Annotated in this window: 21 protein-coding genes, 1 pseudogene and 1 riboswitch; of the genes and pseudogenes, 15 read left to right on the plus strand and 7 right to left on the minus strand. The window is 62.0% G+C overall.

What is annotated here, in order from left to right:
- The first annotated feature begins 84 nt into the window (after positions 1 to 84).
- Together hldE and OZ428_RS03065 are read left to right on the plus strand one after the other, a co-directional pair.
- On the plus strand, positions 85 to 1,509 hold the full coding sequence (gene hldE / locus OZ428_RS03060; protein ID WP_033897841.1) for a bifunctional D-glycero-beta-D-manno-heptose-7-phosphate kinase/D-glycero-beta-D-manno-heptose 1-phosphate adenylyltransferase HldE: 1,425 nt from the start codon (positions 85 to 87) through the stop codon (positions 1,507 to 1,509).
- Positions 1,502 to 2,437 (plus strand): NAD-dependent epimerase/dehydratase family protein, encoded by a 936-nt coding sequence (locus OZ428_RS03065; protein WP_033897843.1) that lies wholly within the window; start codon positions 1,502 to 1,504, stop codon positions 2,435 to 2,437. Before hldE ends, OZ428_RS03065 begins: the two co-directional genes overlap by 8 nt.
- A 110-nt stretch (positions 2,438 to 2,547) precedes the next feature.
- On the opposite strand, the gene OZ428_RS03070 is transcribed toward OZ428_RS03065, so the two are convergent.
- Genes OZ428_RS03070 through OZ428_RS03085 form a run of 4 tightly spaced genes read right to left on the minus strand, consistent with a single transcriptional unit; the run spans position 2,548 to position 5,924 of the window.
- Positions 2,548 to 3,507 (minus strand): hypothetical protein, encoded by a 960-nt coding sequence (locus OZ428_RS03070; protein ID WP_028615485.1) that lies wholly within the window; start codon positions 3,505 to 3,507, stop codon positions 2,548 to 2,550.
- Positions 3,508 to 3,548: 41 nt separating this feature from the next.
- Positions 3,549 to 4,361 carry an aldo/keto reductase gene (locus tag OZ428_RS03075; protein WP_269132671.1) on the minus strand — a complete coding sequence of 271 codons (813 nt, stop codon included), beginning with the start codon at positions 4,359 to 4,361 and terminating at the stop codon, positions 3,549 to 3,551.
- Entirely contained in the window at positions 4,358 to 5,533 is a 1,176-nt protein-coding gene (locus OZ428_RS03080; RefSeq protein WP_269132672.1) for an NAD(P)/FAD-dependent oxidoreductase, read from the minus strand. The genes OZ428_RS03075 and OZ428_RS03080 overlap by 4 nt, the downstream gene beginning before the upstream one ends.
- A 55-nt stretch (positions 5,534 to 5,588) precedes the next feature.
- The gene (locus OZ428_RS03085; RefSeq protein ID WP_010213655.1) at positions 5,589 to 5,924 is read right to left on the minus strand and encodes a DMT family transporter; all 336 of its coding nucleotides are present in this window, start codon (positions 5,922 to 5,924) and stop codon (positions 5,589 to 5,591) included.
- A 102-nt stretch (positions 5,925 to 6,026) separates the two neighbouring features.
- On the opposite strand from OZ428_RS03085, the gene OZ428_RS03090 reads away from it, so the two are divergent.
- The gene (locus OZ428_RS03090; RefSeq protein ID WP_269132673.1) at positions 6,027 to 6,917 is read left to right on the plus strand and encodes a LysR family transcriptional regulator; all 891 of its coding nucleotides are present in this window, start codon (positions 6,027 to 6,029) and stop codon (positions 6,915 to 6,917) included.
- Positions 6,918 to 6,940: 23 nt separating this feature from the next.
- Positions 6,941 to 8,215, plus strand: a complete 1,275-nt coding sequence (gene waaA / locus OZ428_RS03095; protein ID WP_269132674.1) for a lipid IV(A) 3-deoxy-D-manno-octulosonic acid transferase — start codon at positions 6,941 to 6,943, stop codon at positions 8,213 to 8,215.
- Here the strand turns inward: waaA and OZ428_RS03100 are convergent.
- The gene (locus tag OZ428_RS03100; RefSeq protein ID WP_028615490.1) at positions 8,209 to 9,648 is read right to left on the minus strand and encodes a TolC family outer membrane protein; all 1,440 of its coding nucleotides are present in this window, start codon (positions 9,646 to 9,648) and stop codon (positions 8,209 to 8,211) included. The genes waaA and OZ428_RS03100 overlap by 7 nt on opposite strands.
- Positions 9,649 to 9,841: 193 nt before the next feature.
- A riboswitch (TPP riboswitch) is annotated at positions 9,842 to 9,947 on the plus strand.
- Positions 9,948 to 10,096: 149 nt separating this feature from the next.
- On the opposite strand from OZ428_RS03100, the gene thiC reads away from it, so the two are divergent.
- Positions 10,097 to 11,986, plus strand: coding sequence for a phosphomethylpyrimidine synthase ThiC (gene thiC, locus OZ428_RS03105; protein WP_016975619.1), 1,890 nt, complete (start codon positions 10,097 to 10,099; stop codon positions 11,984 to 11,986).
- A 138-nt stretch (positions 11,987 to 12,124) separates the two neighbouring features.
- The gene (gene cytX / locus OZ428_RS03110) at positions 12,125 to 13,414 is read left to right on the plus strand and encodes a putative hydroxymethylpyrimidine transporter CytX (RefSeq protein WP_269132675.1); all 1,290 of its coding nucleotides are present in this window, start codon (positions 12,125 to 12,127) and stop codon (positions 13,412 to 13,414) included.
- Here cytX and OZ428_RS03115 read toward each other — a convergent pair.
- On the minus strand, positions 13,383 to 14,120 hold the full coding sequence (locus OZ428_RS03115; protein ID WP_269132676.1) for an RsiV family protein: 738 nt from the start codon (positions 14,118 to 14,120) through the stop codon (positions 13,383 to 13,385). The genes cytX and OZ428_RS03115 overlap by 32 nt on opposite strands.
- A 192-nt stretch (positions 14,121 to 14,312) precedes the next feature.
- Here OZ428_RS03115 and OZ428_RS03120 point away from each other — a divergent pair, with 192 nt between their 5' ends.
- The 8 genes and pseudogenes from OZ428_RS03120 to OZ428_RS03155 all read left to right on the plus strand — a co-directional run bounded on the left by OZ428_RS03120 (position 14,313) and on the right by OZ428_RS03155 (position 23,115).
- Positions 14,313 to 14,930 (plus strand): NUDIX domain-containing protein, encoded by a 618-nt coding sequence (locus tag OZ428_RS03120; protein WP_269132677.1) that lies wholly within the window; start codon positions 14,313 to 14,315, stop codon positions 14,928 to 14,930.
- A complete protein-coding gene (locus OZ428_RS03125) occupies positions 14,921 to 15,370 on the plus strand; it encodes a DUF1249 domain-containing protein (protein ID WP_003171323.1) in 450 nt (149 codons plus the stop codon). Before OZ428_RS03120 ends, OZ428_RS03125 begins: the two co-directional genes overlap by 10 nt.
- Before the next feature lie 97 nt (positions 15,371 to 15,467).
- Entirely contained in the window at positions 15,468 to 16,283 is an 816-nt protein-coding gene (gene cpdA, locus OZ428_RS03130; RefSeq protein WP_269132678.1) for a 3',5'-cyclic-AMP phosphodiesterase, read from the plus strand.
- A 49-nt stretch (positions 16,284 to 16,332) separates the two neighbouring features.
- Complete coding sequence (locus OZ428_RS03135; RefSeq protein WP_033897856.1) at positions 16,333 to 16,941, plus strand: YqiA/YcfP family alpha/beta fold hydrolase; 609 nt, start codon at positions 16,333 to 16,335, stop codon at positions 16,939 to 16,941.
- Between the two features lie 45 nt (positions 16,942 to 16,986).
- Complete coding sequence (gene parE / locus OZ428_RS03140) at positions 16,987 to 18,894, plus strand: DNA topoisomerase IV subunit B (RefSeq protein ID WP_071491693.1); 1,908 nt, start codon at positions 16,987 to 16,989, stop codon at positions 18,892 to 18,894.
- A pseudogene (locus tag OZ428_RS03145) lies at positions 18,894 to 19,890 on the plus strand (esterase-like activity of phytase family protein). The gene parE and the pseudogene OZ428_RS03145 overlap by 1 nt, the downstream one beginning before the upstream one ends.
- Before the next feature lie 73 nt (positions 19,891 to 19,963).
- Positions 19,964 to 22,228, plus strand: a complete 2,265-nt coding sequence (gene parC, locus OZ428_RS03150) for a DNA topoisomerase IV subunit A (RefSeq protein ID WP_269132679.1) — start codon at positions 19,964 to 19,966, stop codon at positions 22,226 to 22,228.
- Positions 22,229 to 22,404: 176 nt separating this feature from the next.
- Entirely contained in the window at positions 22,405 to 23,115 is a 711-nt protein-coding gene (locus tag OZ428_RS03155; protein ID WP_033897860.1) for a PqiC family protein, read from the plus strand.
- Positions 23,116 to 23,217: 102 nt separating this feature from the next.
- Here the strand turns inward: OZ428_RS03155 and OZ428_RS03160 are convergent, their stop codons facing one another.
- Positions 23,218 to 24,723, minus strand: a complete 1,506-nt coding sequence (locus OZ428_RS03160; protein ID WP_269132680.1) for an AhpA/YtjB family protein — start codon at positions 24,721 to 24,723, stop codon at positions 23,218 to 23,220.
- Positions 24,724 to 24,856: 133 nt separating this feature from the next.
- Here OZ428_RS03160 and serB point away from each other — a divergent pair, with 133 nt between their 5' ends.
- Positions 24,857 to 26,071, plus strand: coding sequence for a phosphoserine phosphatase SerB (gene serB / locus OZ428_RS03165; RefSeq protein ID WP_028615502.1), 1,215 nt, complete (start codon positions 24,857 to 24,859; stop codon positions 26,069 to 26,071).
- Positions 26,072 to 26,114 lie beyond the last annotated feature (43 nt).

Genomic DNA, 26,114 nt, shown 5'->3' on the forward strand with positions numbered 1-26,114 from the left:
CATCCCACATAAAGCTCTCGAACTAGGCGGCGCTCACCCTGTGCTAATATCGCGCCCCTGTTCATTTTGTATGTGGGATGCTCCATGAAGTTGTCCATGCCGCGATTCGATCAAGCCCCTGTCTTGGTGGTCGGCGATGTCATGCTCGACCGTTACTGGCATGGCGGTACCTCACGGATTTCCCCTGAGGCGCCGGTACCGGTAGTCAAGGTCGAGCAAATCGAAGACCGTCCGGGCGGCGCTGCCAACGTTGCCCTCAATATTGCCGCCCTCGGCGCGCCGGCTTCCCTGGTCGGCGTGACCGGCGATGATGAAGCCGCCGACAGCCTGGCCAACAGCCTGCGCGGTGCCGGCGTGCGCGCGCTGTTCCAGCGCATTGCCCACCAGCCGACCATCGTCAAGCTGCGGGTCATGAGCCGTCACCAGCAACTGCTGCGTATCGATTTTGAAGAACCCTTCGCCACCGATGCCCTGGCCCTCAGCGGCCAGGTCGATGAGTTGCTCGAAGGCATCAAGGTGCTGGTGTTGTCCGACTACGGCAAAGGCGCCTTGCGCAACCACCAGGTGCTGATCCAGGCCGCCAAGGCCAAGGGCATTCCGGTACTGGCCGATCCCAAGGGCAAGGATTTCTCGATTTATCGCGGAGCCAGCCTGATCACGCCGAATCTCAGCGAGTTCGAAGCCATCGTCGGCGGTTGCGCCGATGAACACGACCTGGTCACCAAGGGCGCTGCGCTGATGGCCGACCTCGACCTGGGCGCCTTGCTGGTCACCCGTGGCGAGCACGGCATGACCTTGCTGCGTCCTGGCCACCCGGCGATGCACCTGCCGGCACGTGCCCGTGAAGTGTTCGACGTGACCGGCGCTGGCGACACCGTGATCTCCACCCTGGCCGCCTCGATTGCGGCGGGCGAAGAACTGCCCCACGCCGTGGCCCTGGCCAACTTGGCGGCGGGCATCGTAGTGGGCAAGTTGGGTACCGCTGCCATCAGCGCACCTGAATTGCGCCGTGCGATCCAGCGCTCCGAAGGCTCGGAACGCGGTGTGCTGACCATCGAACAATTGCTGCTGGCAATTGACGACGCTCGTGCCCACAACGAAAGCATTGTGTTCACCAATGGCTGCTTCGATATCTTGCACGCCGGTCACGTGACCTATCTGGAACAGGCGCGCGCCCAAGGCGATCGCCTGATCGTCGCGGTCAACGATGACGCGTCGGTCAGCCGCCTCAAAGGCCCTGGCCGTCCGATCAACAGTGTCGACCGTCGCATGGCGGTGCTTGCAGGTCTGGGCGCGGTGGACTGGGTGATCAGCTTCCCTGAAGCGACCCCGGAAAACCTGCTGGCCCAGGTCAAGCCGGACGTGCTGGTCAAAGGTGGTGACTACTCCGTCGACCAAGTGGTAGGGGCGGATATCGTCAGCGCCTACGGTGGCAAGGTCAAAGTACTGGGCCTGGTCGAGAACAGCTCGACCACCGCCATTGTCGAGAAGATCCGCAACAATGAGTAACGCTGATAAGTGGGTTTTGATCACCGGCGGCGCCGGCTTTATTGGTTCGCACCTGGTCGATGCGCTGCTTGCCAAAGGCTACGGCGTGCGAGTGCTGGATAACCTGTCCACCGGCAAGCGCAGCAATTTGCCGCTGGACAATCCACGCGTCCAATTGCTCGAAGGTGATGTGGCGGATGCCGATCTGGTAGCCCGCGCCGCCGTCGGCGCAACAGCGGTGGTGCACCTGGCGGCTGTGGCCTCGGTGCAGGCCTCGGTGGATGATCCGGTCAGCACGCACCAGAGCAATTTCGTCGGCACCTTGAATGTCTGCGAAGCCATGCGCAAGGCCGGCGTGAAGCGGGTGGTATATGCCTCCAGCGCGGCGGTGTATGGCAACAATGGCGAAGGCGCTTCGATTGACGAAGACACCACCAAGGCGCCACTGACGCCCTATGCGTCCGACAAGCTGGCCAGTGAGTTCTACTTTGACTTCTACCGTCGTCAGCACGCGCTGGAGCCGGTGATTTTCCGCTTTTTCAATATCTTCGGGCCTCGCCAGGATCCGTCATCGCCGTATTCCGGCGTGATCAGCATCTTCAGCGAGCGCGTGCAGCAGGGGGTGCCGATTGCCGTGTTCGGCGATGGCGAGCAAACCCGTGACTTCATGTACGTGGAAGACCTGGTGGACGTATTGGTTCAGGCGATTGAAGCGCCGACCGCACCGCTGGGCGCCATTAATGTGGGCTGGAACCGCACGACTACCCTCAAGCAGGTGTTGCAGGCGTTGGAAGAGATTGTCGGCAAGTTGCCGGCGGTGACTTACGGTCCGGCGCGTTCTGGGGATATTCGCCACTCGCGGGCGAACAATCAGCGGTTGTTGGCGAGCTTCACACTCCCCGAGCCCACTCCCTTGAAGGTCGGGCTGGAGCGCTTGCTCAAAGGCTGACGCGATTTGTAGTGAGCGGGCTTGCCCCGCGCTGGGCTGCGTAGCGGCCCCAAAAAAGCCGGAGCGCTACGCACTCCAGCGCGGGGCAAGCCCGCTCACTACAGTCTGATTCAGGCCTTGGCTTTTTTCTTCGGCACGATCTTGCGCAGCACCCGCTGTGCCAAGCGCTTCAATTTCGACTCTTTCTCCGGCTCCGCCAACCCCTGCTGGCGTAGCCAATCCTTCCAGCGAATCCGCTCCTCACGCACCAGCCAGCCTTCCTGCTGGGCGAAGCTTTCCGCCAGGTACAAACCGCGAGTACTGGCCGGGTACAACTGGTCTTTCTTGACGGTGTACAACTCGGCCAGGGGCTGGCCGTCTTTCAACGGCATCAGGTACAGGTCAGGACGCTGGCGGTCCAGGCGTGCCACCAGTTGATCGCCTTCCAGGCGCTCGTCCACATGGAACAGGCTCAGGGACTTGGCTTCCTTGGGCACTTCCAGGCGCAGGTCATAGATCAGTTGCAGAGAGGCGGTGGGCAGGTGCACGTAGGCGCGCGGGCGCTCGATCAATTGGGTGGTGGCGCAACGTACCGGGCGGGCGGCACCGGAGAGCGGGCTGAGGCGAAAGGGCAGGGCTTCACGGTAATGCAGCGCGGCGGAATAAGGCGCCGGTAGCCAAGTGTCGTTGAAGCGTCCGCCCAGCCAACCTTCCGGCGTCTCCAACAGGCACTCTTCGGCGATTTCCTGGATGGCGGTGTGCAGCGGCAGGTTCAGTTCATGGGCGGGTACGTAGCCGGAGATCAGCTTGAGCACCACATCGCCACGGTCTTGGCGGCGTTGGCGCACCAGCACCCAATAATCGCGGTTTTGCCAGTGCAGGGTCAGGCGTACCGATACCCCGAGGTTGGCCAGTTCCAGGGCGAAGCGCTCTGGGTCGGCCACTTCCACCGGTTTGCGCCGTTGCAGGGTCTGGGCAAAGTTGAGCGGCATGCCGACGCTCTGGTAACTCAGGCCTTCGGGGGTGGCTTCGACGTGCAGCGGCAGTGTCTTGAAGTTGCTGGGATTTTTTCTTATGAGCGTTCGCGGCATGTCGGCTCCTTCTTGCGACGGGGTCGGCCGCGTGGGCGGCATCAGAGTTGACGAATGACCTGGGCAGCGGTCGCCACGTTATGGGCCAGGTGCAGCGGATTAATGGTCCCGACAATAGCACTGGCGACGCCCGTTTGCGCAAACAACAGCATGAAACTCGCACGAATTGGATCCATTCCAGACTCCAGGCAAACGTGACCACTGGCCAAGGCCTTTTTCACCAGGATGCCCTTGCCATGGGCGGCCGCATAATCAATGACGGCTTTCTCGGCCTGTTCGTTCAAATTGTAGGTGACCATGGCGCAATCGCCCTGTTCCAGAGCCTTCACCCCGCCTTCGACGGTTTTGCCGGAGAAGCCGAAACCGCGGATCTTGCCTTCTTTTTTCAGCTCGGCCAGGGTCTGGTAGACCTCACAGTCGTTGAGGATGTGCAGGTCGTTACCGTCGGAGTGCACCAGCACCAGATCGATAAAATCGGTTTCAAGTCGTTTCAAACTACGCTCGATCGACCTGCGGGTGTGAGCCGCGCTGAAGTCGTGACTGGACAGACCATTTTCGAACTCTTCACCGACCTTGCTGACAATCACCCACTCCTTACGTTGGCCGCGCAACAGCGGGCCCAGGCGTTCCTCGCTCATGCCATAAGCCGGCGCGGTGTCGATCAGGTTGATGCCCAGTTCACGGGCCTGTCGCAACAGCATGCGCGCCTCGTCATCACCGGGAATCTGGAAGCCGCTGGGGTACTTCACCCCTTGGTCGCGGCCCAGCTTGACGGTGCCCAGGCCCAGCGGCGATACCATCAGGCCGGTGCTGCCCAGGGGGCGATGCAGGTCGTGCAGGGTAGGCAGGCTCATGGCAACAGTTGCTCCCAGGCAGGGACGCCGATGGCGGGTTTTGGCAGGTCGGGCAGCGGTTCGCTGGCGCTTGGGCGAATGCCGTCACGTTCCAGGCTGTTGATCACCCGATCGGCGAAGTCCGGCGCCAGCGCCAGTTTGGTCGGCCAGCCCACCAACAGGCGGCCTTCCTCGGCGATGAAGGCATTGTCGGGACGTGTGAGGCCCGATTGCAGCGGCTCGGCACGGTCGACGCGCAGGGTGGCCCACTGGGTTTGGCTCATGTCGATCCACGGCAACAGCTGAGCAAGCTCCTTCTGCGCCGTGGCGATCTGTTCTTGCGGCGTGCGCGCCACGCCATCGGCTTCGGCAATGTCGCCGCCCATGTACCACACCCAGTTGCCATCGGCGGCTGGGTGAGTGGTAACGGTGATGCGCGGCTTGGTGCCGCCGCCCAGGCAGTGGGCATACAACGGCTTCAGGCTGGGGCCTTTGGCGATGATCATGTGCAAGGGACGCTTCTGCATCGCCGGCTGGCTCAGGCCCAGCGCGGTCAGCAGATCTGCCGTACCGGCGCCGGCACTCAACACGATGCGCTGGGCGCGGATCTCGCGGCCGTCCACTGTCAGGCCGACGAGTGTGTTGCCTTCCAGCAAGGGCTCGATGTGCTGCCCGGCGAGCAAACCATCACCGGCCAGTTGCGCGAGGCGCTCGATCAGGCTCGGCACGTCGATGACCAGCTCGGCCAGGCGATAGACCTTGCCCTTGAAGCGACGGTCTTGCAGGGCTGGCGGCAGGTCGTCGCCCTTGACCTGATCGACACGGCCACGCACGGCCTTACTGGCGAAGAAGCTGGTGAGGTTGCCTGCGAGGGTGCCGGGCGACCACAGGTAATGGGCTTCGGACAACAGGCGCACGCCGGTCAGGTCCAACTCACCGTTACCCGCCAGCGCCTCACGCCAGCGGCGCGGCATGTCGGCAATGGCTTCTGAGGCGCCGGTGAGGGCGCCGTGCAGGGCGTATTTGGCACCGCCGTGAATAATCCCCTGGGACTTCACGCTTTGCCCGCCACCCAAGGTGGCGTTTTCCACCAACACCGTGGAAAACCCCTGGCGGCGCAGGCGCGCATTCAGCCAGAGGCCGGCAACCCCGGCGCCGACAATCAGAACGTCGGTGGAAATAACGGATGGCATGGGCGACCTCAGTGTTCAAGACAAGAGGCGCAGTATACAGGCTGTTGAGGAGTGGTCAGTGCCCGGCGGTTTTCGAGAACAACTGGATCACCACCACGCCCAGCACAATCAGACCCATCCCCAGCATCGCCGGGATATCCAGCTTCTGCCCGTAGATAAACAGCGCCGCGATGCTCACCATCACAATGCCCATCCCGGCCCACACGGCGTAGGCCACGCCCACCGGCACCGTGCGCACCACCAGTGTCAGCATCCAGAACGCCACGCCGTAGCCGACGATCACCAGCAACAGTGGGATCGGCGTACTCCAGCCCTTGATGGCCTTCATGGAAACGGTGGCGATCACTTCCGAGCAGATGGCAATGGCGAGGTAGTAGTAAGCGACGTTCATGGGGCAATCCTCGGGGTAAAGCAATCAGATAAGGCTGGCATTCTAGTGTTTAATCAGATGGGGTAAAGTCATCACCTATCTGAATTGGAGATGGGTTGAGCCATGAGCGTGCAATGGGATCTGGAGCAGATGCGCCTGTTTGTCAGCGTCGCCGAACAGCGCTCGTTTTCGGCCGTGGCGCGCCAACAGCGCAAGGCGCAGTCGGCGGTGAGCAATGGGATTGCAATGCTGGAGGCGGACCTCGGCGTCAGCCTGTTCGAGCGTAGCAGCGGCCGCCAACCACGGTTGACCGAAGCCGGCAGCGTATTGCTGGAGGAAGCACGCGAAGTGCTGCGCCAATGTGAGCGCCTCAATGGCCGGGCGCTTTCGCTGACCCGCGGCGAAGAGGCGTGCCTGCGCCTGGCCCAGGACGAAGCCATGTTGTTCCAGCCGGTCCTCGACAGCCTGGAAGCACTGGCCGGCCAATACCCATTGCTGGAAGTGCAGCTGTCCAGCGCCGCCCAAGGCGATGTGGCGCGCAAGTTGGTGGAGCGCAAGGCTGACCTGGGCCTGCTGTTCTATCACGACCAGATCCCCGAAGCCTTGGAACGACGGGTGGTCGGCAGTGTGGAGATGGTCACGGTGTGCGGTGTGAATCACCCACTGGCCAAGGAACCCTACGTGACATGCCAACGCCTGGCACAGTTCCGCCAGTTGCTGATGTCGACCCAGACCAGCGTCTATCCCGGCAGCGAAGCGGCCAGCCCGCTGGTATGGCGCGCCGACAGTTTCTACGTGTTGGCCGAGTGGCTGATGAGCGGCCTGGGTTGGGCCTGGCTGCCCCGGCATATCGTGCAGTACCCGACCTATCAGCAACAGATGGTGGAGCTGGACAGCGAATGGACGCCGCCGGCCCTGGTGGTGGAGTTGGTCTGGCGCCGCGACGAACACCTGGGACCTGCCGCGCGCTTCCTGGCCAAACGATTTGCCGAGTGCTTGCAGGCGATCGACTGAAAAAGCCGATAAACTCCGCCGCCATGAATAGAACTCTCTACAGCTGTCTGTTTTACCTGGCGCTGCCGTTGGTGGCTTTACGTCTGTGGCTGCGCGCGCGCAAGGCGCCGGCCTATGCCAAGCGCGTCGGCGAGCGCTTTTCCTATGGTTTGCCGGTGATGCAGCCCGGCGGGATCTGGGTGCATGCCGTGTCGGTGGGCGAGAGCATTGCCGCCGCACCCATGGTGCGCGGGTTGCTGGCGCGTTATCCGACGCTGCCGATCACTGTTACCTGCATGACGCCCACCGGGTCCGAGCGCATCCAGGCATTGTTCGCCAACGAGCCACGCATCCAGCATTGCTATTTGCCGTATGACTTGCCGTGCGCGGCCAAACGTTTCCTCGACCGTGTGCAGCCGAAACTGGCGGTGATCATGGAAACCGAGCTGTGGCCCAACCATATCCACGCCTGCGCCCAGCGTGGGATTCCGGTGGCGTTGGCGAATGCGCGGTTGTCGGCGCGTTCGGCCAAGGGCTACGCACGCTTTGCCAAGCTGACGGCGCCGATGCTGGCGCAAATGAGCCTGTTCGCCGTGCAGACGCACGCCGAAGCCCAGCGTTTCCTTAGCCTTGGCGCTCGCCCGGAAACCGTCGACGTCACCGGCTCGATCAAGTTCGACCTGACCATCGACCCCGAACTGCCAGCGCGGGCCGCTGCGTTGCGCGCGCAATGGGGTGCCAGCGAACGCCCGGTGTGGATCGCCGCGAGTACCCATGAAGGTGAAGATGACGTGGTGTTGGCAGCCCATCGCCAATTGCTCGAAAGCTATCCCAACGCGCTGCTGATTCTGGTGCCGCGCCATCAGGAGCGCTTCGGGCCGATGTTCGAGCTGTGCCAGCAGCAAGGTTGTGCCACCGTGCGTCGCTCCAGCGGCGAAGCCGTCACTGCGCAAACCTCGGTTCTGCTCGGCGACACTATGGGCGAATTGCTGTTTCTCTACGCTATGGCCGACAGCGCTTTTGTCGGCGGCAGCCTGGTGGCGACCGGCGGGCACAATCCCCTGGAGCCGGCGGCATTGGCCAAGCCTGTGATCATGGGGCCGCACGTGTTCAACTTCCTCGAAATCACCACGATGATGCGTGAAGCCGGGGCGTTGCGCGAGGTGGATGACGCCGAAGGCTTGGCCGAAGCCGTGCGCCAGTTATTCGAACTGCCGCAGGATGCGCGCAAGATGGCGCAGGCGGGGCTGAAGGTGATGCAGGCCAACCAGGGCGCGTTGAAGCGCTTGCTGGATGGCCTGGGGCGTTTGCTTCAGTAGCCGGGGCGGGCTTTCAATTGCTCGGCGGCGGCTTTGGCCAAATCCGGCGGCAGGAAGTCGCGGTCCGGGTTGTAGTCAGCCTTTAAGTAGCGCGCCAGGTCCTGCAAGTCGCCTGGATTCAAAGTTCCCGCCGCCTGCTTCAAGCGCAGGTTGTCGAGGATGTAGTCATAACGGCTGTTGTTGTAGTTACGCACCGACGCGTAGAGCTGGCGTTGTGAATCCAGCACATCGACGATATTGCGCGTACCCACCTGATAACCGATTTCCGTGGCTTCCACCGCGCTCTGGTTGGAGATGATCGACTGGCGGCGCGCTTGCACCTGCTCCACATCGGTGTTCACCGCACGGTGCAGGTTGCGGGTGTTTTCCACCACCTGGCGGCGCAGGCCTTCGCGCTGTTGTTCGGTCTGGCCCAGGCGCGAGTAGGACTCACGCACTTGCGAGCTGGTCAGCCCGCCGCTGTAGATCGGGATGCTCAGGCGCAGGCCGATGGTGCGTTGTTCCACATCGCCGCGGTACGGCGTGCCGAACGCATTCGGGTTGCTGAAGCCCAGGGCGTCGTTGTCACCTTTTTCGTATTGCGCCACGGCGTCCAGGGTTGGGGCATGCCCAGCCTTGCGCTGTTTGAGGGTTTCTTCGGCGGCGGTGACGGCGTAGTTGCTGGCCAGCAGGTTGAGGTTCTGGCGGCCGGCGGTTTCGACCCAGGCCTTGGCGTCGTTCGGCAGCGGCGGTAGCACCGGCAGCGTGTGGACAATGCCCTGGATCGAGTTGTACTGGCGGTTGGTCAGCGTGATCAAGGCTTCGAACGCGTCCTCCACCTGGCGTTGGGCCAGGATGCGGTTGGCGCGGGCGGTGTCGTAGCTGGCCTGGGATTGCAGCACGTCGGTCTTGTCCGACAGGCCGACGTCGAAGCGCTCGTTGGACTGGTCCAGTTGGCGCTTGAAGGCATTCTCTTCGGCCTTGGTCGACGCCAGGTTGTCTTGGGCGCGCAGCACGGCGAAGTAATTTTCGGCACTTTGCAGAATCAGGTTCTGTTCGGTGGCCGACAGTTGCAGCGCCGCCTGCTCGTTGGTGGCCTCGGCCGCCTGCAGTTGGAACCAGCGGTCGGCGCGGAACAGCGGCTGGCTCAAGGTGGCCCGCCAGGAATGCGCATCGCGGTTGGCGGTAGCGGCGGGTGTGTCGATCTGAGTGCGCACGTTATTGATGTCGGCGCCACCGGTCAGGTTCGGCAGCAGCCCGGCGCGGGCCTGGGGTACCACTTCTTTTTGCGCGCCGTATTGCGCACGGGCGGCGGCCAGGTCGGCGTTGTTGTCCACCGCTTCCTGGTAGACGCTGACCAAGTCTGTTTTAGCGGACAAGGGCGCTTCAGCTGCCCAGACCATTCCGTTGGTCGCACAAGACACGGCGAGAGCCAGTGAAAGTTTGCGCAGCATGAGGCGATCCCTAGATAAATATTATGGATGTAATTTCGAGCCCAAGGCTAAGGCTCGCCTTTTGTGGCGTCAAGCCTTAAGCAGTTCCCGAGTGTAGTGGCGCGGTCACCGCACAACAATCTGCAAAAGAGCCATTCATCACGCTGAATGCACCGCCATTGGCAATTTGCCCACGCCATGGTCTAGACTGGCCGCGTTCTTGTCGGGGTGCCTTGTTGGAAGGCTGAGATCGGTAAATACCGGATCCCGTTGAACCTGATCAGGTTAGCGCCTGCGTAGGGAACAAGATTTCTCGTCACCCGGCGAGTCCTCTTGTGCTTCGTCCGGGTTGTTGTTCGTTTTTTGAACAGCTCTCGTGCGCCAAGCACAGCACTGGTTTCAGTGCGTCCATCCGTCACAGGTTCGCTCCGACAAAAATCCACCGCCTGGATAAGTTGGAGAGCCCGTGATGACGACAAAACTAAAAAATACCGTGCACCTGAGTGAATCGGCCAAGGTCGACTCCGGTTCTGTGCAACCCTTTACCCGCTCGCAAAAAATCTACGTACAAGGCACCCGCCCGGATATTCGCGTGCCGATGCGTGAAATCAGCCTGGACGTGACACCCACCGACTTCGGCGGTGAAATCAACGCGCCGGTCGTGGTCTATGACACCTCCGGCCCGTACACCGACCCTAACGTCATCATTGACGTGCGCAAAGGCCTTGGCGATGTACGCTCGCCATGGATCGAAGTGCGTAACGACACCGAGCGCCTGCCCGGCCTGAGCTCGCACTTCGGCCAACAGCGTTTGAGCGATGCCGAGTTGACCGCGCTGCGCTTCGCCCATGTGAAGAACCCGCGCCGCGCCAAAGCCGGCGCCAACGTCACGCAGATGCACTACGCGCGCAAAGGCATCATCACCGCCGAGATGGAATACGTCGCCATCCGCGAAAACATGAAGCTGGAAGAAGCCCGGGCCACCGGTTTGCTCGACCAGCAACACGCCGGCCACAGCTTCGGCGCCAGCGTACCGAAGATCATCACTCCGGAATTTGTGCGCGAAGAAATCGCCCGTGGCCGCGCGATCATCCCGGCCAACATCAACCACACCGAACTGGAACCGATGATCATCGGCCGTAACTTTCTGGTGAAGATCAACGGCAACATCGGCAACAGCGCCCTGGGGTCGTCCATCGAAGAAGAAGTGGCGAAACTGACCTGGGGCATTCGCTGGGGTTCGGACACCGTGATGGATTTGTCCACCGGCAAGCACATCCACGAAACCCGCGAGTGGATCATCCGCAACTCGCCCGTGCCGATCGGCACTGTACCGATCTATCAGGCCCTGGAAAAAGTCGGCGGCGCCGCCGAAGACCTGACCTGGGAGTTGTTCCGCGACACCCTGATCGAACAGGCCGAGCAAGGTGTGGATTACTTCACCATCCACGCCGGCGTGCTGCTGCGCTACGTGCCGCTGACCGCCAAGCGCGTCACCGGCATCGTGTCCCGTGGCGGCTCGATCATGGCCAAGTGGTGCCTGGCGCACCACAAAGAGAACTTCACCTACACGCATTTCGACGAAATCTGCGAAATCATGAAGGCCTACGACGTCAGCTTCTCCCTCGGCGACGGCCTGCGCCCTGGCTCGATTGCCGACGCCAACGACGCCGCGCAATTCGGCGAGCTGGAAACCCTTGGCGAGCTGACCAAAACCGCCTGGAAGCACGACGTACAAACCATGATCGAAGGCCCTGGCCACGTGCCGATGCAGTTGATCAAGGAGAACATGGACAAGCAGCTCGAATGCTGCGATGAAGCGCCGTTCTACACCCTCGGCCCGCTGACCACCGACATTGCGCCGGGCTACGACCACATCACCTCCGGCATCGGCGCGGCGATGATCGGCTGGTTCGGTTGCGCCATGCTCTGCTACGTCACGCCCAAGGAACACCTGGGCCTGCCGAACAAGGATGACGTGAAGACCGGGATCATTACCTACAAGATCGCCGCCCACGCGGCGGATTTGGCCAAAGGGCATCCGGGCGCGCAGATCCGCGATAACGCCTTGAGCAAGGCGCGTTTCGAATTCCGCTGGGAAGACCAGTTCAACCTCGGCCTGGACCCGGACACGGCGCGTTCGTATCACGATGAAACGCTGCCGAAGGATTCGGCCAAGGTCGCGCATTTCTGCTCGATGTGTGGGCCGAAGTTCTGCTCGATGAAGATCACCCAGGAAGTGCGTGAATACGCGGCCAACCAGCGCATTGAAGCGGTGGACGTGGATGTGGCCAAGGGCTTGGCGGAACAGGCGGAGCGGTTCAAGCAGGAAGGCAGTCAGTTGTACAAGAAGGTCTGATCTGGGACTGTAGTTGTCCTTAATGGCCTCTTCGCGAGCAAGCCCGCTCCCACATTTGGAACGCATTCCAAATGTGGGAGCGGGCTTGCTCGCGAATGCAATCTCCCAAACAACAAATGTTCCTCAGAGATAACACCCTTGAGCATTCAACCGAGTACTTACTCCCCGGACATCGCAGTACCGAGCGACAAAAGAGTCTTCGGCGCCCGCGACCTGTTCTCCCTGTGGTTCTCCCTCGGCATCGGCCTGATGGTCCTGCAAACCGGCGCCTTGCTTGCGCCGGGCCTGGGCCTGTCCGGTTCGTTGCTGGCGATTTTCCTCGGCACCCTGGTGGGTGTCCTGTTGCTGGCCGCCGTCGGCGTGATCGGCAGCGACACCGGCCTGTCCGCCATGGCCGCCTTGAAACTCAGCCTCGGCGCCAAGGGCGCGAGCCTGCCGGCGCTGTTGAACCTGCTGCAGCTGATCGGCTGGGGGGCGTTCGAGATCATCGTGATGCGCGACGCGGCCAGCCTGTTGGGCACGCGGGCGTTCAGTGAAGGTAGCCTATTGGCCAGTCCATTGCTGTGGACCTTGTTCTTCGGCGGCCTGGCGACCCTGTTGGCGGTCAGTGGCCCGCTGACTTTTGTGCGTCAGATCCTGCGCAAATGGGGCATCTGGCTGCTGCTCGCCGCCTGCCTGTGGCTCACCTGGAACCTGTTTGCCAAGGCCGACCTCACCGCGCTCTGGGCCCAGGCCGGTGATGGTTCTATGCCGTTTGCGGTGGGCTTTGACATCGCCATCGCCATGCCGCTGTCGTGGCTGCCGCTGATCGCGGATTACTCACGCTTCGGCAAGCGTGCCAAAAGTGTGTTCGGCGGTACCGCGCTGGGGTTCTTTATCGGCAATTTCTGGCTGATGAGCCTGGGCGTGGCCTACACCCTGGCGTTTGCGCCGAGCGGCGAAGTGAACGCGCTGTTGCTGGCGTTGGCCGGGGCTGGCCTGGGGATCCCGCTGCTATTGATCCTGTTGGATGAATCGGAAAACGCCTTCGCCGATATTCACTCGGCGGCGGTTTCCAGCGGGATATTGCTGCGCCTGAAGGTCGAGCACCTTGCGCTGGCGATTGGCGTGATCTGCACGCTCATCGCCTGCTTTGCGCCATTGGCTCAATACCAGAACTTCCTGCTGCTGATCGGCTCGGTATTCGCGCCGCTGTTTGGCGTGGTGCTGGTGGATCACTTCATCCTGCGCCGTCGTAGCGGGGGAGCCGTAGCTAGCCTGCGCTGGCCGGCATTAATCGCCTGGCTGGGTGGCATTGCGACTTACCACCTGCTGGCCAATCTGTATCCGGACATCGGCGCGACCCTGCCGGCTCTGGTGCTGGCAGGGCTGTTGCAACTGATCCTGGGCCGGGCCTTCAGCGGCGCGCAGGCACCAGCTCAGGCTTGAGGATGCCGTCCAGGCGCGAGTACGGAATCTGCAACTCGACGTGGCCCAAGGCATACGGCGCGATGGTGGTGGTGGGGTACTTGAGGATCACGCCACCGTAAGTGAGCGCCACGTTCGGGGTTTTCTGGAAGGGGTACTGTTTCACGTACTCCGGTTCCAGGCTCAGGCGGGTGCTGATCAGCCAGCTGTTATGGGCCACTTGGGCGGCTTTCCAGAAGGCGTCTTCCTTGCCGGGCAGCAACATGTCGGTGAGGGTCAGGGCCTTTTGCTGCTGGCGCGAATAGTTGATGAACGCGCGGCCTGGCTCGCCGTGAGTGGCGCCCTGGTCCAGGTAGCTGGAGAGTTCGATGATCACCAAGCCGTCATGCTGCTCACGTACCTTGGCCTGCAAGTACATGCTGTTGCGTGGAGCGGCGGTGCGCAGGAACTGCTCGCTGTAGGTCGCGAGGCTGGTTGGCAATGGGTCGGCCTGGGTCATTTCCAGCAGGCGCTGTTCGATCAAGGCGTCCAGCTTGGGCTCCTTGGCAAAGTGCACCGTGTCGATGTTCACCAGCGGGCAGTCGGCGCTGGCGCAGCCTGGCTTGCTTTGCTCGGTGGCGTCGCGGGTGGCGTCCAGCGGGGCTTTATAGCTGGGCTGGAACAGGCTTTGGCAGGCACCGAGGGTCAATGCGATACAGGCCACGGAGGCGATTTTTAAAAGCGACATGTAGGGTCTTCGTCCGTCGATAAGAGCGAAATTGTGCAGCTTCGACTACCGGCAAGGCAGTCAGTTCGCCACTAGGCTGATTAGAGTGAGTTTGACGCCCGCCGTCTATCCCGGCAACTGGAAAGGGGCTGCAACCAGAGGCATGAGCGCGTTAGGATGGCGCCAAATGCGCAGGCTCAACGAGGAAGGGATATGACGGACATCGTAAAATCGACGCCGAGCACCATCGAGATTGTTCAGCGCGACAATGCCTACCAGGGCTTCTACAAGCTTGATCGCGTGCAACTGCGCCACGAGAAATTCGACGGCAGCATGAGCCGTGTGATCAACCGCGAAGTGTTTGTTCGTCATGATGCCGTGTGTGTATTGCCCTACGACCCGCAGCGCGATGAAGTGGTGCTGATCGAGCAGTTTCGTGTAGGCGCCATGGGCCGTACCGATAACCCGTGGCTGGTGGAAATGATCGCCGGCCTGATCGACAAGGATGAAGAGCCGGAGGAGGTTGCACACCGCGAAGCCGAGGAGGAAGCTGGGCTGACATTCTCCGCGCTGTGGCCGATCACCAAATATTTCCCGTCGCCCGGCGGCAGTACCGAATTTGTCCACTTGTACCTGGGCCGTTGCGACAGCTCGGGCGCCGGTGGCGTCCATGGATTGGAAGAAGAAGCTGAAGATATCCGCGTCACCGTCTGGGCCTTCGAAGATGCCCTGCAAGCGGTGCGCGACGGCAAAATTTCCAACGCAGCCAGCATTATCGCCCTGCAATGGCTTGCGCTTAATCGCGCGGAAGTGAGGGGGTTATGGCAGTAAAGGCACGGGAACGTTATCGAGTCGACCTGATCGGGCTGCAAGCCGCCTGCGAGGCCAACTATGCGCGGCTGATGCGCTTGCTCCCTGACATGCGCCATGCCCCCGAGGCCCGGCGTATCGGCGTAACCCACGGCGACCAGATGCTTGGCGTGCTGGCGCTGGAAGTCATCGTCAATTGCCCGTACACCACCACCTTGCGTGTACGTCAGGAACACAGCCTGCCCTGGCTGCCGGTGCCGCAATTGGAAGTGCAGGTGTACCACGACGCGCGGATGGCCGAAGTCATCAGCGCCGAACATGCACGACGCTTTCGCAGCATCTATCCTTACCCCAACGTGTTCATGCACCAGCCCGATGAGAAAGCACAGCTCAATGTGTTCCTCGGTGAATGGTTGAGCCATTGCCTGGCCTTGGGCCATGAGTTCGAAGTTGTGCGGTAGATGTGAACTGCATCTGCTTCCCAAGGTTTCCTCTTGTGTCCTGCCCCAGCATAATCACGCCACACGTCCATTCCTGTGATTGCCTTGGGAGAGCGCCTTGCCGAGCGTATCCACTGTGAGTCCTGATGCGCCCGCATTGCTGGTGCAACTGTCCGACAGCCATTTGTTTGCCGAGGCCGACGGTACGCTGCTGGGCATGAACACCCGCGAAAGCCTGCAAGGCGTGATTGAACGGGTGCGCGCGCAGCAGCCGCGCATCGATTTGGTGTTGGCCACGGGGGATCTGTCCCAGGACGGCACGCTGGAGTCGTACCAGCAATTTCGCGACATGACCCGGCAGATCGACGCCCCGGCGCGCTGGATTCCCGGCAATCATGACGAGCCGCAGATCATGGCTCACGCCGCCGTGCACAGCGATCTGCTGGAGCCGGTGCTCGATATCGGCAACTGGCGCGTGACCCTGCTGGATTCCGCCGTACCCGGTTCAGTGCCGGGCTACCTGCAAGACCAACAGCTGCAGCTGCTCGCTCAGGCCCTGAGCGAAGCACCTAACCGTCATCATCTGGTGTGTTTTCACCATCATCCGGTGCCCATCGGTTGCGCCTGGATGGACCCCATTGGCTTGCGCAATCCTGAGGCATTGTTTGCCGTGCTTGACCGTTTTCCGCAGGTGCGGGCGGTACTGTGGGGGCATGTGCACCAGGAAATCGACCGCGAGCGCAACGGCGTGCGCCTGCTGGCATCGCCGTCCACCTGCATCCAGTTCGCACCGGGCAGCGAGGATTTCAAGGTCAGCGAGCAAGCGCCGGGCTACCGCTGGCTGCGTCTGCATGCCGACGGACGGTTGGAGACCGGGGTAGAGCGCTTGGTCGGCTTCGCGTTTACGGTGGATTACGGTAGCAACGGCTACTGAGATTTACCTGTAAACTGCGCCTTTTTGGCGCAAGCACGGAGAGCCCGGCATGTCCGCTTCGATCCTGTATATCCACGGCTTCAACAGCGCGCCTGCGTCCAACAAGGCCACTCAGTTGATCACCGTAATGGGCGCCATCGGCCTGGCCGACCAATTGCGCGTGCCGGCCCTGCATCACCATCCCCGTCAGGCGATTCCCCAGTTGGAAGCGGCCATTGCCGAACTGGGGCGGCCACTGCTGGTCGGCAGCTCACTCGGCGGCTACTATGCAACCCATCTTGCCGAGCGCCATGGCCTCAAGGCGCTGTTGGTAAACCCGGCGGTCAGCCCTCACCGGATGTTCGACGGTTACCTGGGCACCCAGAAGAACCTCTACACCGATGAAACCTGGGAACTGACCCACGACCACGTCACGGCGCTGGCCGAGCTGGAAGTACCGGCTCCCCAGGACGCGGCGCGGTATCAGGTGTGGTTGCAGACCGGGGATGAAACCCTGGATTATCGCCTCGCCCAGCAGTATTACCGGGCCTGTGCCTTGCGCATCCAGGCCGGCGGCGACCATGGTTACCAGGGGTTCGCCCAGCAATTGCCGGCGATGTTGAGCTTTGCCGGTATTGGCGCAGATCAGTATCAATCCTTCGATTTTTCTTCATTGTAAGAATCGCAGGTCACTTTTTAATCGAACGACTCACGACGAGACCCCATGGCCACTCCCAGCGCTAGCTCTTATAACGCCGACGCCATCGAAGTCCTCTCGGGCCTCGACCCGGTGCGCAAACGCCCCGGCATGTACACCGACACCAGTCGGCCGAACCACCTTGCCCAGGAAGTCATCGACAACAGTGTCGACGAAGCCCTGGCCGGCCACGCCAAGTCGGTGCATGTCATTCTCCACGCTGACCATTCCCTGGAAGTGTCCGACGATGGTCGCGGCATGCCGGTGGACATCCACCCGGAAGAGGGTGTGCCCGGTGTTGAGCTGATCCTCACCAAGCTGCATGCGGGTGGCAAGTTCTCCAACAAGAACTACCAGTTCTCCGGCGGTTTGCACGGGGTGGGTATTTCGGTGGTCAACGCCTTGTCCACGCTGGTGCGGGTCAAGGTCAAGCGTGACGGCAACGAGTACCAGATGACCTTCGCCGATGGCTACAAAGCCACCGACCTGGAAGTGATCGGCACCGTTGGCAAGCGCAACACCGGCACCAGTGTGTACTTTGCGCCGGACCCGAAATATTTCGATTCGCCAAAATTTTCCATCAGCCGCCTCAAGCACGTGCTCAAGGCCAAGGCTGTCCTGTGCCCCGGCCTGCTGGTGACCTTTGAAGACAAAGGCACCGGCGAGAAGGTCGAATGGCACTACGAAGACGGCCTGCGTTCGTACCTGGAAGACTCCGTCAGCGACTTCGAGCGCCTGCCCAACGAGCCGTTCTGCGGCAGCCTGGCCGGTAATAAAGAAGCCGTGGACTGGGCGCTGCTGTGGCTGCCAGAAGGTGGCGACAGCGTGCAGGAAAGCTACGTCAACCTGATCCCGACCGCCCAGGGCGGCACCCACGTCAACGGCTTGCGCCAGGGCTTGCTGGATGCCATGCGCGAATTCTGCGAATACCGCAGCCTGCTGCCGCGCGGCGTGAAGCTGGCGCCGGAAGACGTGTGGGAGCGCATCGCGTTCGTGCTGTCGATGAAAATGCAGGAGCCGCAATTCTCCGGCCAGACCAAAGAACGCCTGTCGTCCCGCGAGGCGGCGGCGTTTGTCTCCGGCGTGGTCAAGGACGCCTTCAGCCTGTGGCTCAACGAACACCCTGAACTGGGCCTGGCCCTGGCGGAACTGGCGATCAACAACGCCGGCCGTCGCCTGAAGGCCAGCAAGAAGGTCGAGCGCAAGCGCATCACCCAGGGCCCGGCATTGCCCGGCAAGCTGGCCGATTGCGCCGGGCAAGACCCGATGCGCTCCGAGCTGTTCCTGGTGGAAGGTGACTCCGCCGGTGGTTCCGCCAAGCAAGCGCGGGACAAGGAATTCCAGGCGATCCTGCCGTTGCGCGGCAAGATCCTCAACACCTGGGAAGTCGATGGCAGCGAAGTCCTGGCCAGCCAGGAAGTGCACAACATCGCCGTGGCCATTGGGGTAGACCCAGGCGCGGCGGACATGAGCCAACTGCGCTACGGCAAGATCTGCATCCTCGCCGACGCCGACTCCGACGGCCTGCACATCGCCACGCTGCTGTGCGCGCTGTTCGTGCAGCACTTCCGCCCGCTGGTGGATGCCGGTCACGTCTACGTCGCCATGCCGCCGTTGTACCGGATCGACCTGGGCAAGGAGATTTACTACGCCCTGGACGAAGCCGAGCGTGATGGCATCCTCGACCGCCTGGTGGCCGAGAAGAAGCGCGGCAAGCCACAGGTCACACGATTCAAGGGCCTGGGTGAAATGAACCCGCCGCAGCTGCGCGAAACCACCATGGACCCGAACACTCGGCGCCTGGTGCAGTTGACGCTGGGCGACGACTTCGCCGCCACCTCGGAAATGATGGACATGCTGCTGGCGAAGAAACGCGCGCCGGACCGCAAGTCCTGGCTGGAGTCCAAAGGCAACCTGGCCGAGGTTCTGGGCTGATGCGCACAGGTTTCGCCCTGGCGATCCTGATGTTGAGCGGGCTGGCGGCTACCCCAGTGGTGGCCGCGCCCGTGGCTGAGCTGAAGCTGGTGTCCGAGCACCCGGTGGACGGCATGCGCGGCGGTAACCTGTCGGGCCTGGCCCTGTGTGGCAAGGAGTTGTGGACGGTTTCCGACCGCGATGACGACCAGATCTACCGCCTGGATATCAGCGCGCCGACCTGGCAGGCCGAGGCGGTAAAGATCGACGTGCCACCGGTGCCGGAATCCGGGCTGCCGTGGGGTTTGCGTTCGCGCACCAAGGCCGCATCGTTCATTCGCGGTGGTGACTTGGACTTTGAAGGCATCTCCTGCGATGCCGCCGGCAACCGCTACATTGTCAGCGAAGCCCATGCGGCGGTGCTGCAAGTGCCGGTGACGGGCGCGCCGGAGTGGTTGAAGATCGCGCCGGGCATGGTGCGTGAAGCGCGGGCCAGTGGCATGTTGCTGCACTTCAATGCGTTGTTTGAAGGCCTGGCGATCAACCCCGAAGGCAACCAGATCTGGCTGGCCGCTGAGCGCGAAAGACGTGGACTGATTTCGATCAAGCGTCCGCAAAGCCTGTGGGACTGTGACGGCCCCCTGCGTCTTGCTGAGCGAGGCCGGCCAGGAAGTGCAACCGGCCCAGTTCCCGAACGCCAAGGCGGTGTCCAAGGATTTCGCCGACCTGGCGCTGTTCAACGGCAAGCTGTTTACCCTGGAGCGCAATGCGTTCCAGATTTGCCGACGGGATGCGGTCACGGCCAAGGTCGAGCTGTGCTGGTCGTTTGCCGACGAGACCCTGACGCCCGAGCGGCGTTATCCCCAGCCCTATGGCCTGGCCGAAGCCCTGGTGGTGGATGCCGACGGCGCCTGGCTGGGCATCGACAACAACTTCGGCCCGCGTGCCGATGGTGAAAAGCGCCCCGTGGTCTATCGTTTCGCCGCCCCTGCCGGTGGCTGGAGCGCTCGCCCATGAGCCCCTGTTTTTTTGAATTGACCCGGTGCAGCGGCAGTTCCGCAGCACCTTACCCGACCATGATGAGGCCCGCATGAGTGACATCCTCGCAGACAGCTTAGATGGCGTAGAACGCCGGTCGCTGGCTGACTTCACCGAAAATGCCTACCTCAACTACTCCATGTACGTGATCATGGACCGTGCATTGCCGCATATCGGCGACGGCCTGAAGCCAGTACAACGGCGCATTATCTACGCCATGAGTGAGTTGGGCCTGGACGCCGATTCCAAGCACAAGAAGTCGGCGCGTACCGTCGGTGACGTGCTCGGTAAGTTCCACCCCCACGGCGATTCCGCCTGCTACAAAGCCATGGTGTTGATGGCCCAACCGTTCAGCTACCGCTACACGCTGGTAGACGGCCAGGGCAACTGGGGTGCGCCGGATGATCCCAAGTCGTTCGCTGCGATGCGCTACACCGAGGCCCGCCTGTCGCGTTACTCGGAAGTCCTGCTGAGCGAATTGGGCCAGGGCACCGCCGATTGGGGCCCTAACTTCGACGGCACTCTCGATGAACCGCTGGTGTTGCCGGCACGTTTGCCGAATATTCTGCTCAATGGCACCACCGGTATCGCTGTCGGCATGGCCACCGATGTGCCGCCGCATAACCTGCGCGAAGTCGCCACCGCGTGCGTGCGCTTGCTGGATGAGCCCAAAGCCACGGTGGAACAGCTCTGCGAACATATCCAGGGCCCGGACTACCCGACCGAAGCGGAAATCATCACGCCGCGCGCCGACCTGCTGAAGATGTACGAAACCGGCAAGGGCTCGGTGCGCATGCGCGCCGTGTACCACATCGAAGATGGCGACATTATCGTCACCGCGCTGCCGCATCAGGTGTCCGGTGCCAAGGTGCTGGAGCAGATCGCCGCGCTGATGCAGGCCAAACCGTCGAAATTGCCGCAGGTTGCCGACCTGCGTGACGAATCCGACCACGAAAACCCCTGCCGTATCGTGATCATCCCGACCAACAGCCGGGTCGACCACGAAGTACTGATGCAGCATCTGTTTGCCAGCACGGACCTGGAGTCCAGCTACCGCGTCAACGTCAACATCATCGGCCTGGACGGCAAGCCGCAGTTGAAAAACCTGCGCAACCTGCTGGTGGAATGGCTGGAGTTCCGGGTGCAGACCGTGCGTCGCCGCCTGCAATTCCGCCTGGATAAGGTCGAGCGTCGCCTGCACCTGTTGGACGGCTTGCTGATCGCCTACCTCAACCTGGATGAAGTGATCCACATCATCCGTACCGCCGAACACCCGAAAGCCGAGCTGATCGCGCGTTTCGAGCTGAGCGAGATCCAGGCTGACTACATCCTCGACACCCGCTTGCGCCAGTTGGCGCGACTGGAAGAAATGAAGCTGCGCGACGAACAAGACGCGCTGCTCAAGGAACAAGCCAAGCTGCAAGCGCTGCTGGGCAGCGAAGCCAAGCTGAAGAAGCTGGTGCGTAGCGAGCTGATCAAAGACGCGGAAACCTACGGCGATGCCCGTCGTTCGCCGATCGTCCAGCGCGCCGAAGCGAAAGCGCTGACAGAAACCGAGCTGCTGCCAAACGAGAAAATTACCGTCGTTCTGTCGGAAAAGGGTTGGGTTCGTTCCGCCAAAGGGCATGATATTGACGCCACTGGCTTGTCGTACAAGGCCGGCGATGGTTTCAAGACCGCCGCTGCCGGGCGTTCCAACCAGTTTGCGGTGTTTATCGACTCCACCGGGCGCAGTTATTCGGTGCCGGCCCACACCTTGCCATCCGCAAGGGGGCAGGGCGAGCCGTTGACCGGGCGCCTGACGCCGCCGCCAGGGGCGAATTTCGAGTGTGTGTTGCTGCCCGACGATGATGCGCTGTACGTGATTGCGTCCGATGCGGGTTACGGTTTTGTGGTGAAGGGTGAAGACTTGCAGGCCAAGAACAAGGCCGGCAAGGCCTTGCTGAGCTTGCCGAACAACGCCAAGGTGATCCTGCCGCGGCCGGTGGACGATCGCGAGAGCAACTGGCTGGCCTCGGTGACCACCGAAGGGCGTTTGCTGGTGTTCAAGATCAGCGACCTGCCGCAGTTGGGCAAAGGCAAGGGCAACAAGATCATTGGTATTCCCGGCGAGCGGGTGGCCAGTCGCGAAGAGTACGTGACCGACATCGCAGTGATCCCGGAAGGCGCGACGTTAGTGCTTCAAGCCGGTAAACGTACCCTGTCGTTGCGTCCTGACGACCTTGAGCATTACAAGGGTGAGCGCGGTCGGCGTGGTAACAAATTGCCTCGCGGCTTCCAGCGCGTGGATGCTTTGCTGGTGGAAACGCCGGTTTAACGCGTATTAGAGCCCTCGATCTACGATTTAACGCGTAGATCGACGCTTTGGCGCTGGAGTCATGGCGCATATTCACGGATGATATGGCCTTTCCAGCGCCGGCGTGGCCGAGCGTGTTTAGGTTATTTTTAGTATTACATTGTGGTTCGCCTTGTGGCAGCCACCTGGATGGGATGATGACTGCTCCACGCCTTCCTTTATTTTTTGTACTCGCTGGCCTTTTGGGGCTGGCGGGTTGCAGCACACATCAACCGGTGTCGCTGTACCAGCTGGACAGCGGAAGTCCGGCTCAACCTGCACAGACCGCCGGCATGGCCGTCTTGCTGGGCCCGGTGGTCGTCGCCGACTACCTGCAACGCGAAACACTGCTGCAACGTCAGAACGACGGCAGCCTGCAAGGTTCCACCGATGGTCGTTGGGCGGGCAGTTTGTCCTCCGACATCAACCAATTGATGTTGCGCCAGGTGGCGGGTCAACTGGACAGCCAGCGTGTGGTGCTGGCGCCCGCGCCGACGGGTTTTACCCCGGATGTGCAGGTGTTGCTGACCATCACCCGTCTTGACTCCGGTACGTCGCAACCGGCGATCCTCGATGCGCAATGGCGCTTGATCGATCGTCGTGGCCAGGTCCGCGATAACCGCATTGTGCACCTGCAGGAGCAACACACCGGCACCACCGCGTCCCAGGTCCAGGCCCAGGGCGTGTTGTTGCAACATCTGGCACAGCAGCTGTCGGTGGCCCTCAAGCCATTGGCCAACCAGCCGCCGATTGCCGAAGCGCCGCGCAAGCAAAGCGCCCCGGTACAAGCCAAACCAGCAGAACCGCAGAAGCCGAAGATGCCGATGGCAACGCCGATTCGTACGGATATGGAAGTGTTCAGGTTCTGACTTGAATCACCGACATAAAAAAAAGGCCCGCTGACTCAGCGGGCCTTTTTGTTTGTGCGCCATTTGGGTGTCACTGAAGATCACCTGTGGGAGCGCAGTGTCTTAGTTTTTGGTGCGGGTCTCGTGCATCCGCGCCAACTGCCGCTCCAGCATCGACGGATACGGCTCCATCAACCGCTCCACACAGCTGGCACCCTCTGGGCTGGCAATCGGGCGGATTCGTGCGCGTTGGCGGATCAGCGTGTCTTCGCTGATCTTGCGCTCCACCAGCAGCAGGTTGCGACTGTGTTGCGACAGCGCCAGGGCGTCCTGGGCGCTCTCGGTGAGCAGCAGGTCGATCTGGGTCATGCCAAACAGGTCATCGCTTACCGTCAGGCCCAACTGCAGTTGCAGCGTGATGCCACTGTCGGCCACTTCGATCTGCAGGGCATGGCCCAAGGCGCGCAGTAACTCACCGCAGCAGATGGCGTTGGTCAGGTAGTCTTCGCCGCTGTCTTCACTGTGGAACAGCATCAAGGTACTGCCATCGTTCAGGGTGTGCAGTTCGCTCTGGTACAGCGACGCAGCCTGGTCGAGGCAGTCGCGGTAGCGCTCCAGCAGCTCGGTCAGGCGTGCGCGGGGCAGGCGACGCAGTTGGTCCTGAGCGCCCAGTTGCACCGCCAGTACAGCGCTGAACTGAGGTTCGGTATTCTTCACCGGGGCGGGTTTTGGTGCGACGGCCGGTGCGCTGGCCGAGGTGTCGCGCAGGTCGGCGAAGGGGTCTTCGTCGTCCAGTTCGTCTTCTTCGGCTTTGAACGCCTGGCGGGTGGCAGGTTTCAGGCCCGCTACCGGTGCGTCCTGCACTTCAAACTCAGGCTCGTCGTCGTAATCGGTTTCGTCGAACTCAGGCTCTGGCTCCACTTCGCGCACCACCGGCTCCGGGGCGAAACTGGCGTGCAACTGGCGGGCGAGGTCGCCGATTTCATCCTGGCGGTCAGTGGCCGGGGTGTGTTCGTCGATATCGCGCAGCCAGATGCGCAACTGCATCAGCGGCGTAGAAATGTGCCGGCCCAGGCGCAGGCTCAAGGCCAACGCCAAGGCCAGCAGAATTGCGCTCAAGATGCCCATGCTTTGCAGGCTGATGGTCATCGGCTGCTGGAATTGCTGCATGTCCAGGCTGATGCGCAGTTGGCCAGCTTTCACATCCTGAAACGTAATGTTGCTCTGATACAGGCCTTCGGCTTCACCCAGCAGGCCGTTTTTCGGGCGCTGCCCGGCTTCGGCCATGATCCGGTTGTCCACGCTGTAGATGGCGGCGTGGGCCACCAGCGGGTTCTTGGTCAGGTTGTTGAGCAGCACGTTGAGGCTGAGGATGTCGTTGGACACCAGCAGCTCAGTCGCCGAGGTGGCGGTCTGGGTGGTCAAGCTCTCGCCCAGGGCGTCGGCTTGCTCGTGCATGGCCTGTTTGAACTGCAAACCCATCACGCAGGCGTAGATCACCAGGGCCAGGGCGACCAGGATCACGTTATGGCTGGCGATGCGTAATGCGATCGGTACACGGCGGTGGCGCAGTGCCCGGAAGATCAGCAGGAAGAAATTATCGGTTTTTACTGGCGTGGGCCGGTTCACTTGCGCTCGGCTCTTGGTCCGTGAAGTTGACGCGCAGTATAGCGACAGCCCTAGAACCGGCAAAGCGCTGGCTGTGCCCGATGGTCACTGAAAGTGGGTAGAATGCGGTTTTTTTCCAGCCTGGGGGTGCGCCTTGCGCGAAATTGTCCTGATTAACATCACGGGGGAAGACCGCCCAGGTCTGACCGCAGCCATTACCGGCGTTCTGGCCCAGGGTGGTGTGAACATTCTCGACATCGGCCAGGCGGTGATCCACGACACCTTGTCGTTCGGCATCCTGGTCGAGATTCCGAGCACTGAACAGGCGTCTTCGGTACTCAAGGACATCCTGTTTACGGCGTACAAGCTGGATCAACAGGTGCGCTTCACCCCGGTGTCCGAAGAGGACTACCAGCAATGGGTGGCCGGCCAGGGCAAGAAACGCCATATCGTGACGCTGCTGACCCGCAAGGTCACCGCCGAACAATTGCAGCGCGTCAGCTCCATTACCGCGCAGTACGGTCTGAATATCGACCATATCGACCGTCTGTCGGGTCGTATGCCGCTGGATACCCCGGCCGACAAGGGCAAGGGCTGCATCGAGTTCTCCGTGCGCGGTGAACCGGCCGACCCTCAGGCCCTGCGCGCCGAATTCCTCAGCGTGGCCCAAGAGCTGAACGTCGACATCGCCTTCCAGGAAGACTCGCTGTTCCGCCGCAACCGCCGCCTGGCGGTGTTCGACATGGACTCCACGCTGATCGAAGCCGAAGTCATCGACGAATTGGCCAAAGCCGCCGGTGTGGGCGAGCAGGTTTCCGAAATCACCGAACGCGCCATGGCCGGTGAGCTGGACTTCCGCGCCAGCTTCAAGGAGCGCCTCGCGCTGCTCAAAGGCCTGGACGTGAGCGTGCTGGACTCCATCGGCGCCTCCCTGCGCCTGACCGAAGGCGCCGAGACCCTGTTCGCCGAACTCAAGCGCCTGGGCTACAAGACCGCCATCCTGTCCGGCGGCTTCACCTACTTCGCCAAGCAATTGCAGGCCAAGCTGGGCATCGACTACGTGTTCGCCAACGAGCTGGAAGTGGTGGATGGCAAGGTGACCGGCGTGGCCGTCGAGCCGATTGTCGACGCTCAGCGCAAGGCGGATCTGCTCAAGGAGTTGGCGCACAAGGAAGGTTTGCGTCTGGAGCAGACCATTGCGGTCGGCGACGGTGCGAATGACTTGCCGATGCTGGCAATTGCCGGGTTGGGTGTGGCGTTCCGCGCCAAGCCGTTGGTGAAGCAGTCGGCCAAGCAGGCGATTTCGACGTTGGGCTTGGATGGCGTGTTGTATCTGCTGGGCTTCCGTGATCGCGACGGTCAGCTGTAACTCGCTCTAACGGGTAAATGTGGGAGCCAGGCCAGGCTCCCAC

The sequence above is a fragment of the Pseudomonas sp. GXZC genome (assembly GCF_026967615.1).
Taxonomy (GTDB): Bacteria; Pseudomonadota; Gammaproteobacteria; order Pseudomonadales; family Pseudomonadaceae; genus Aquipseudomonas; species Aquipseudomonas azotoformans_A.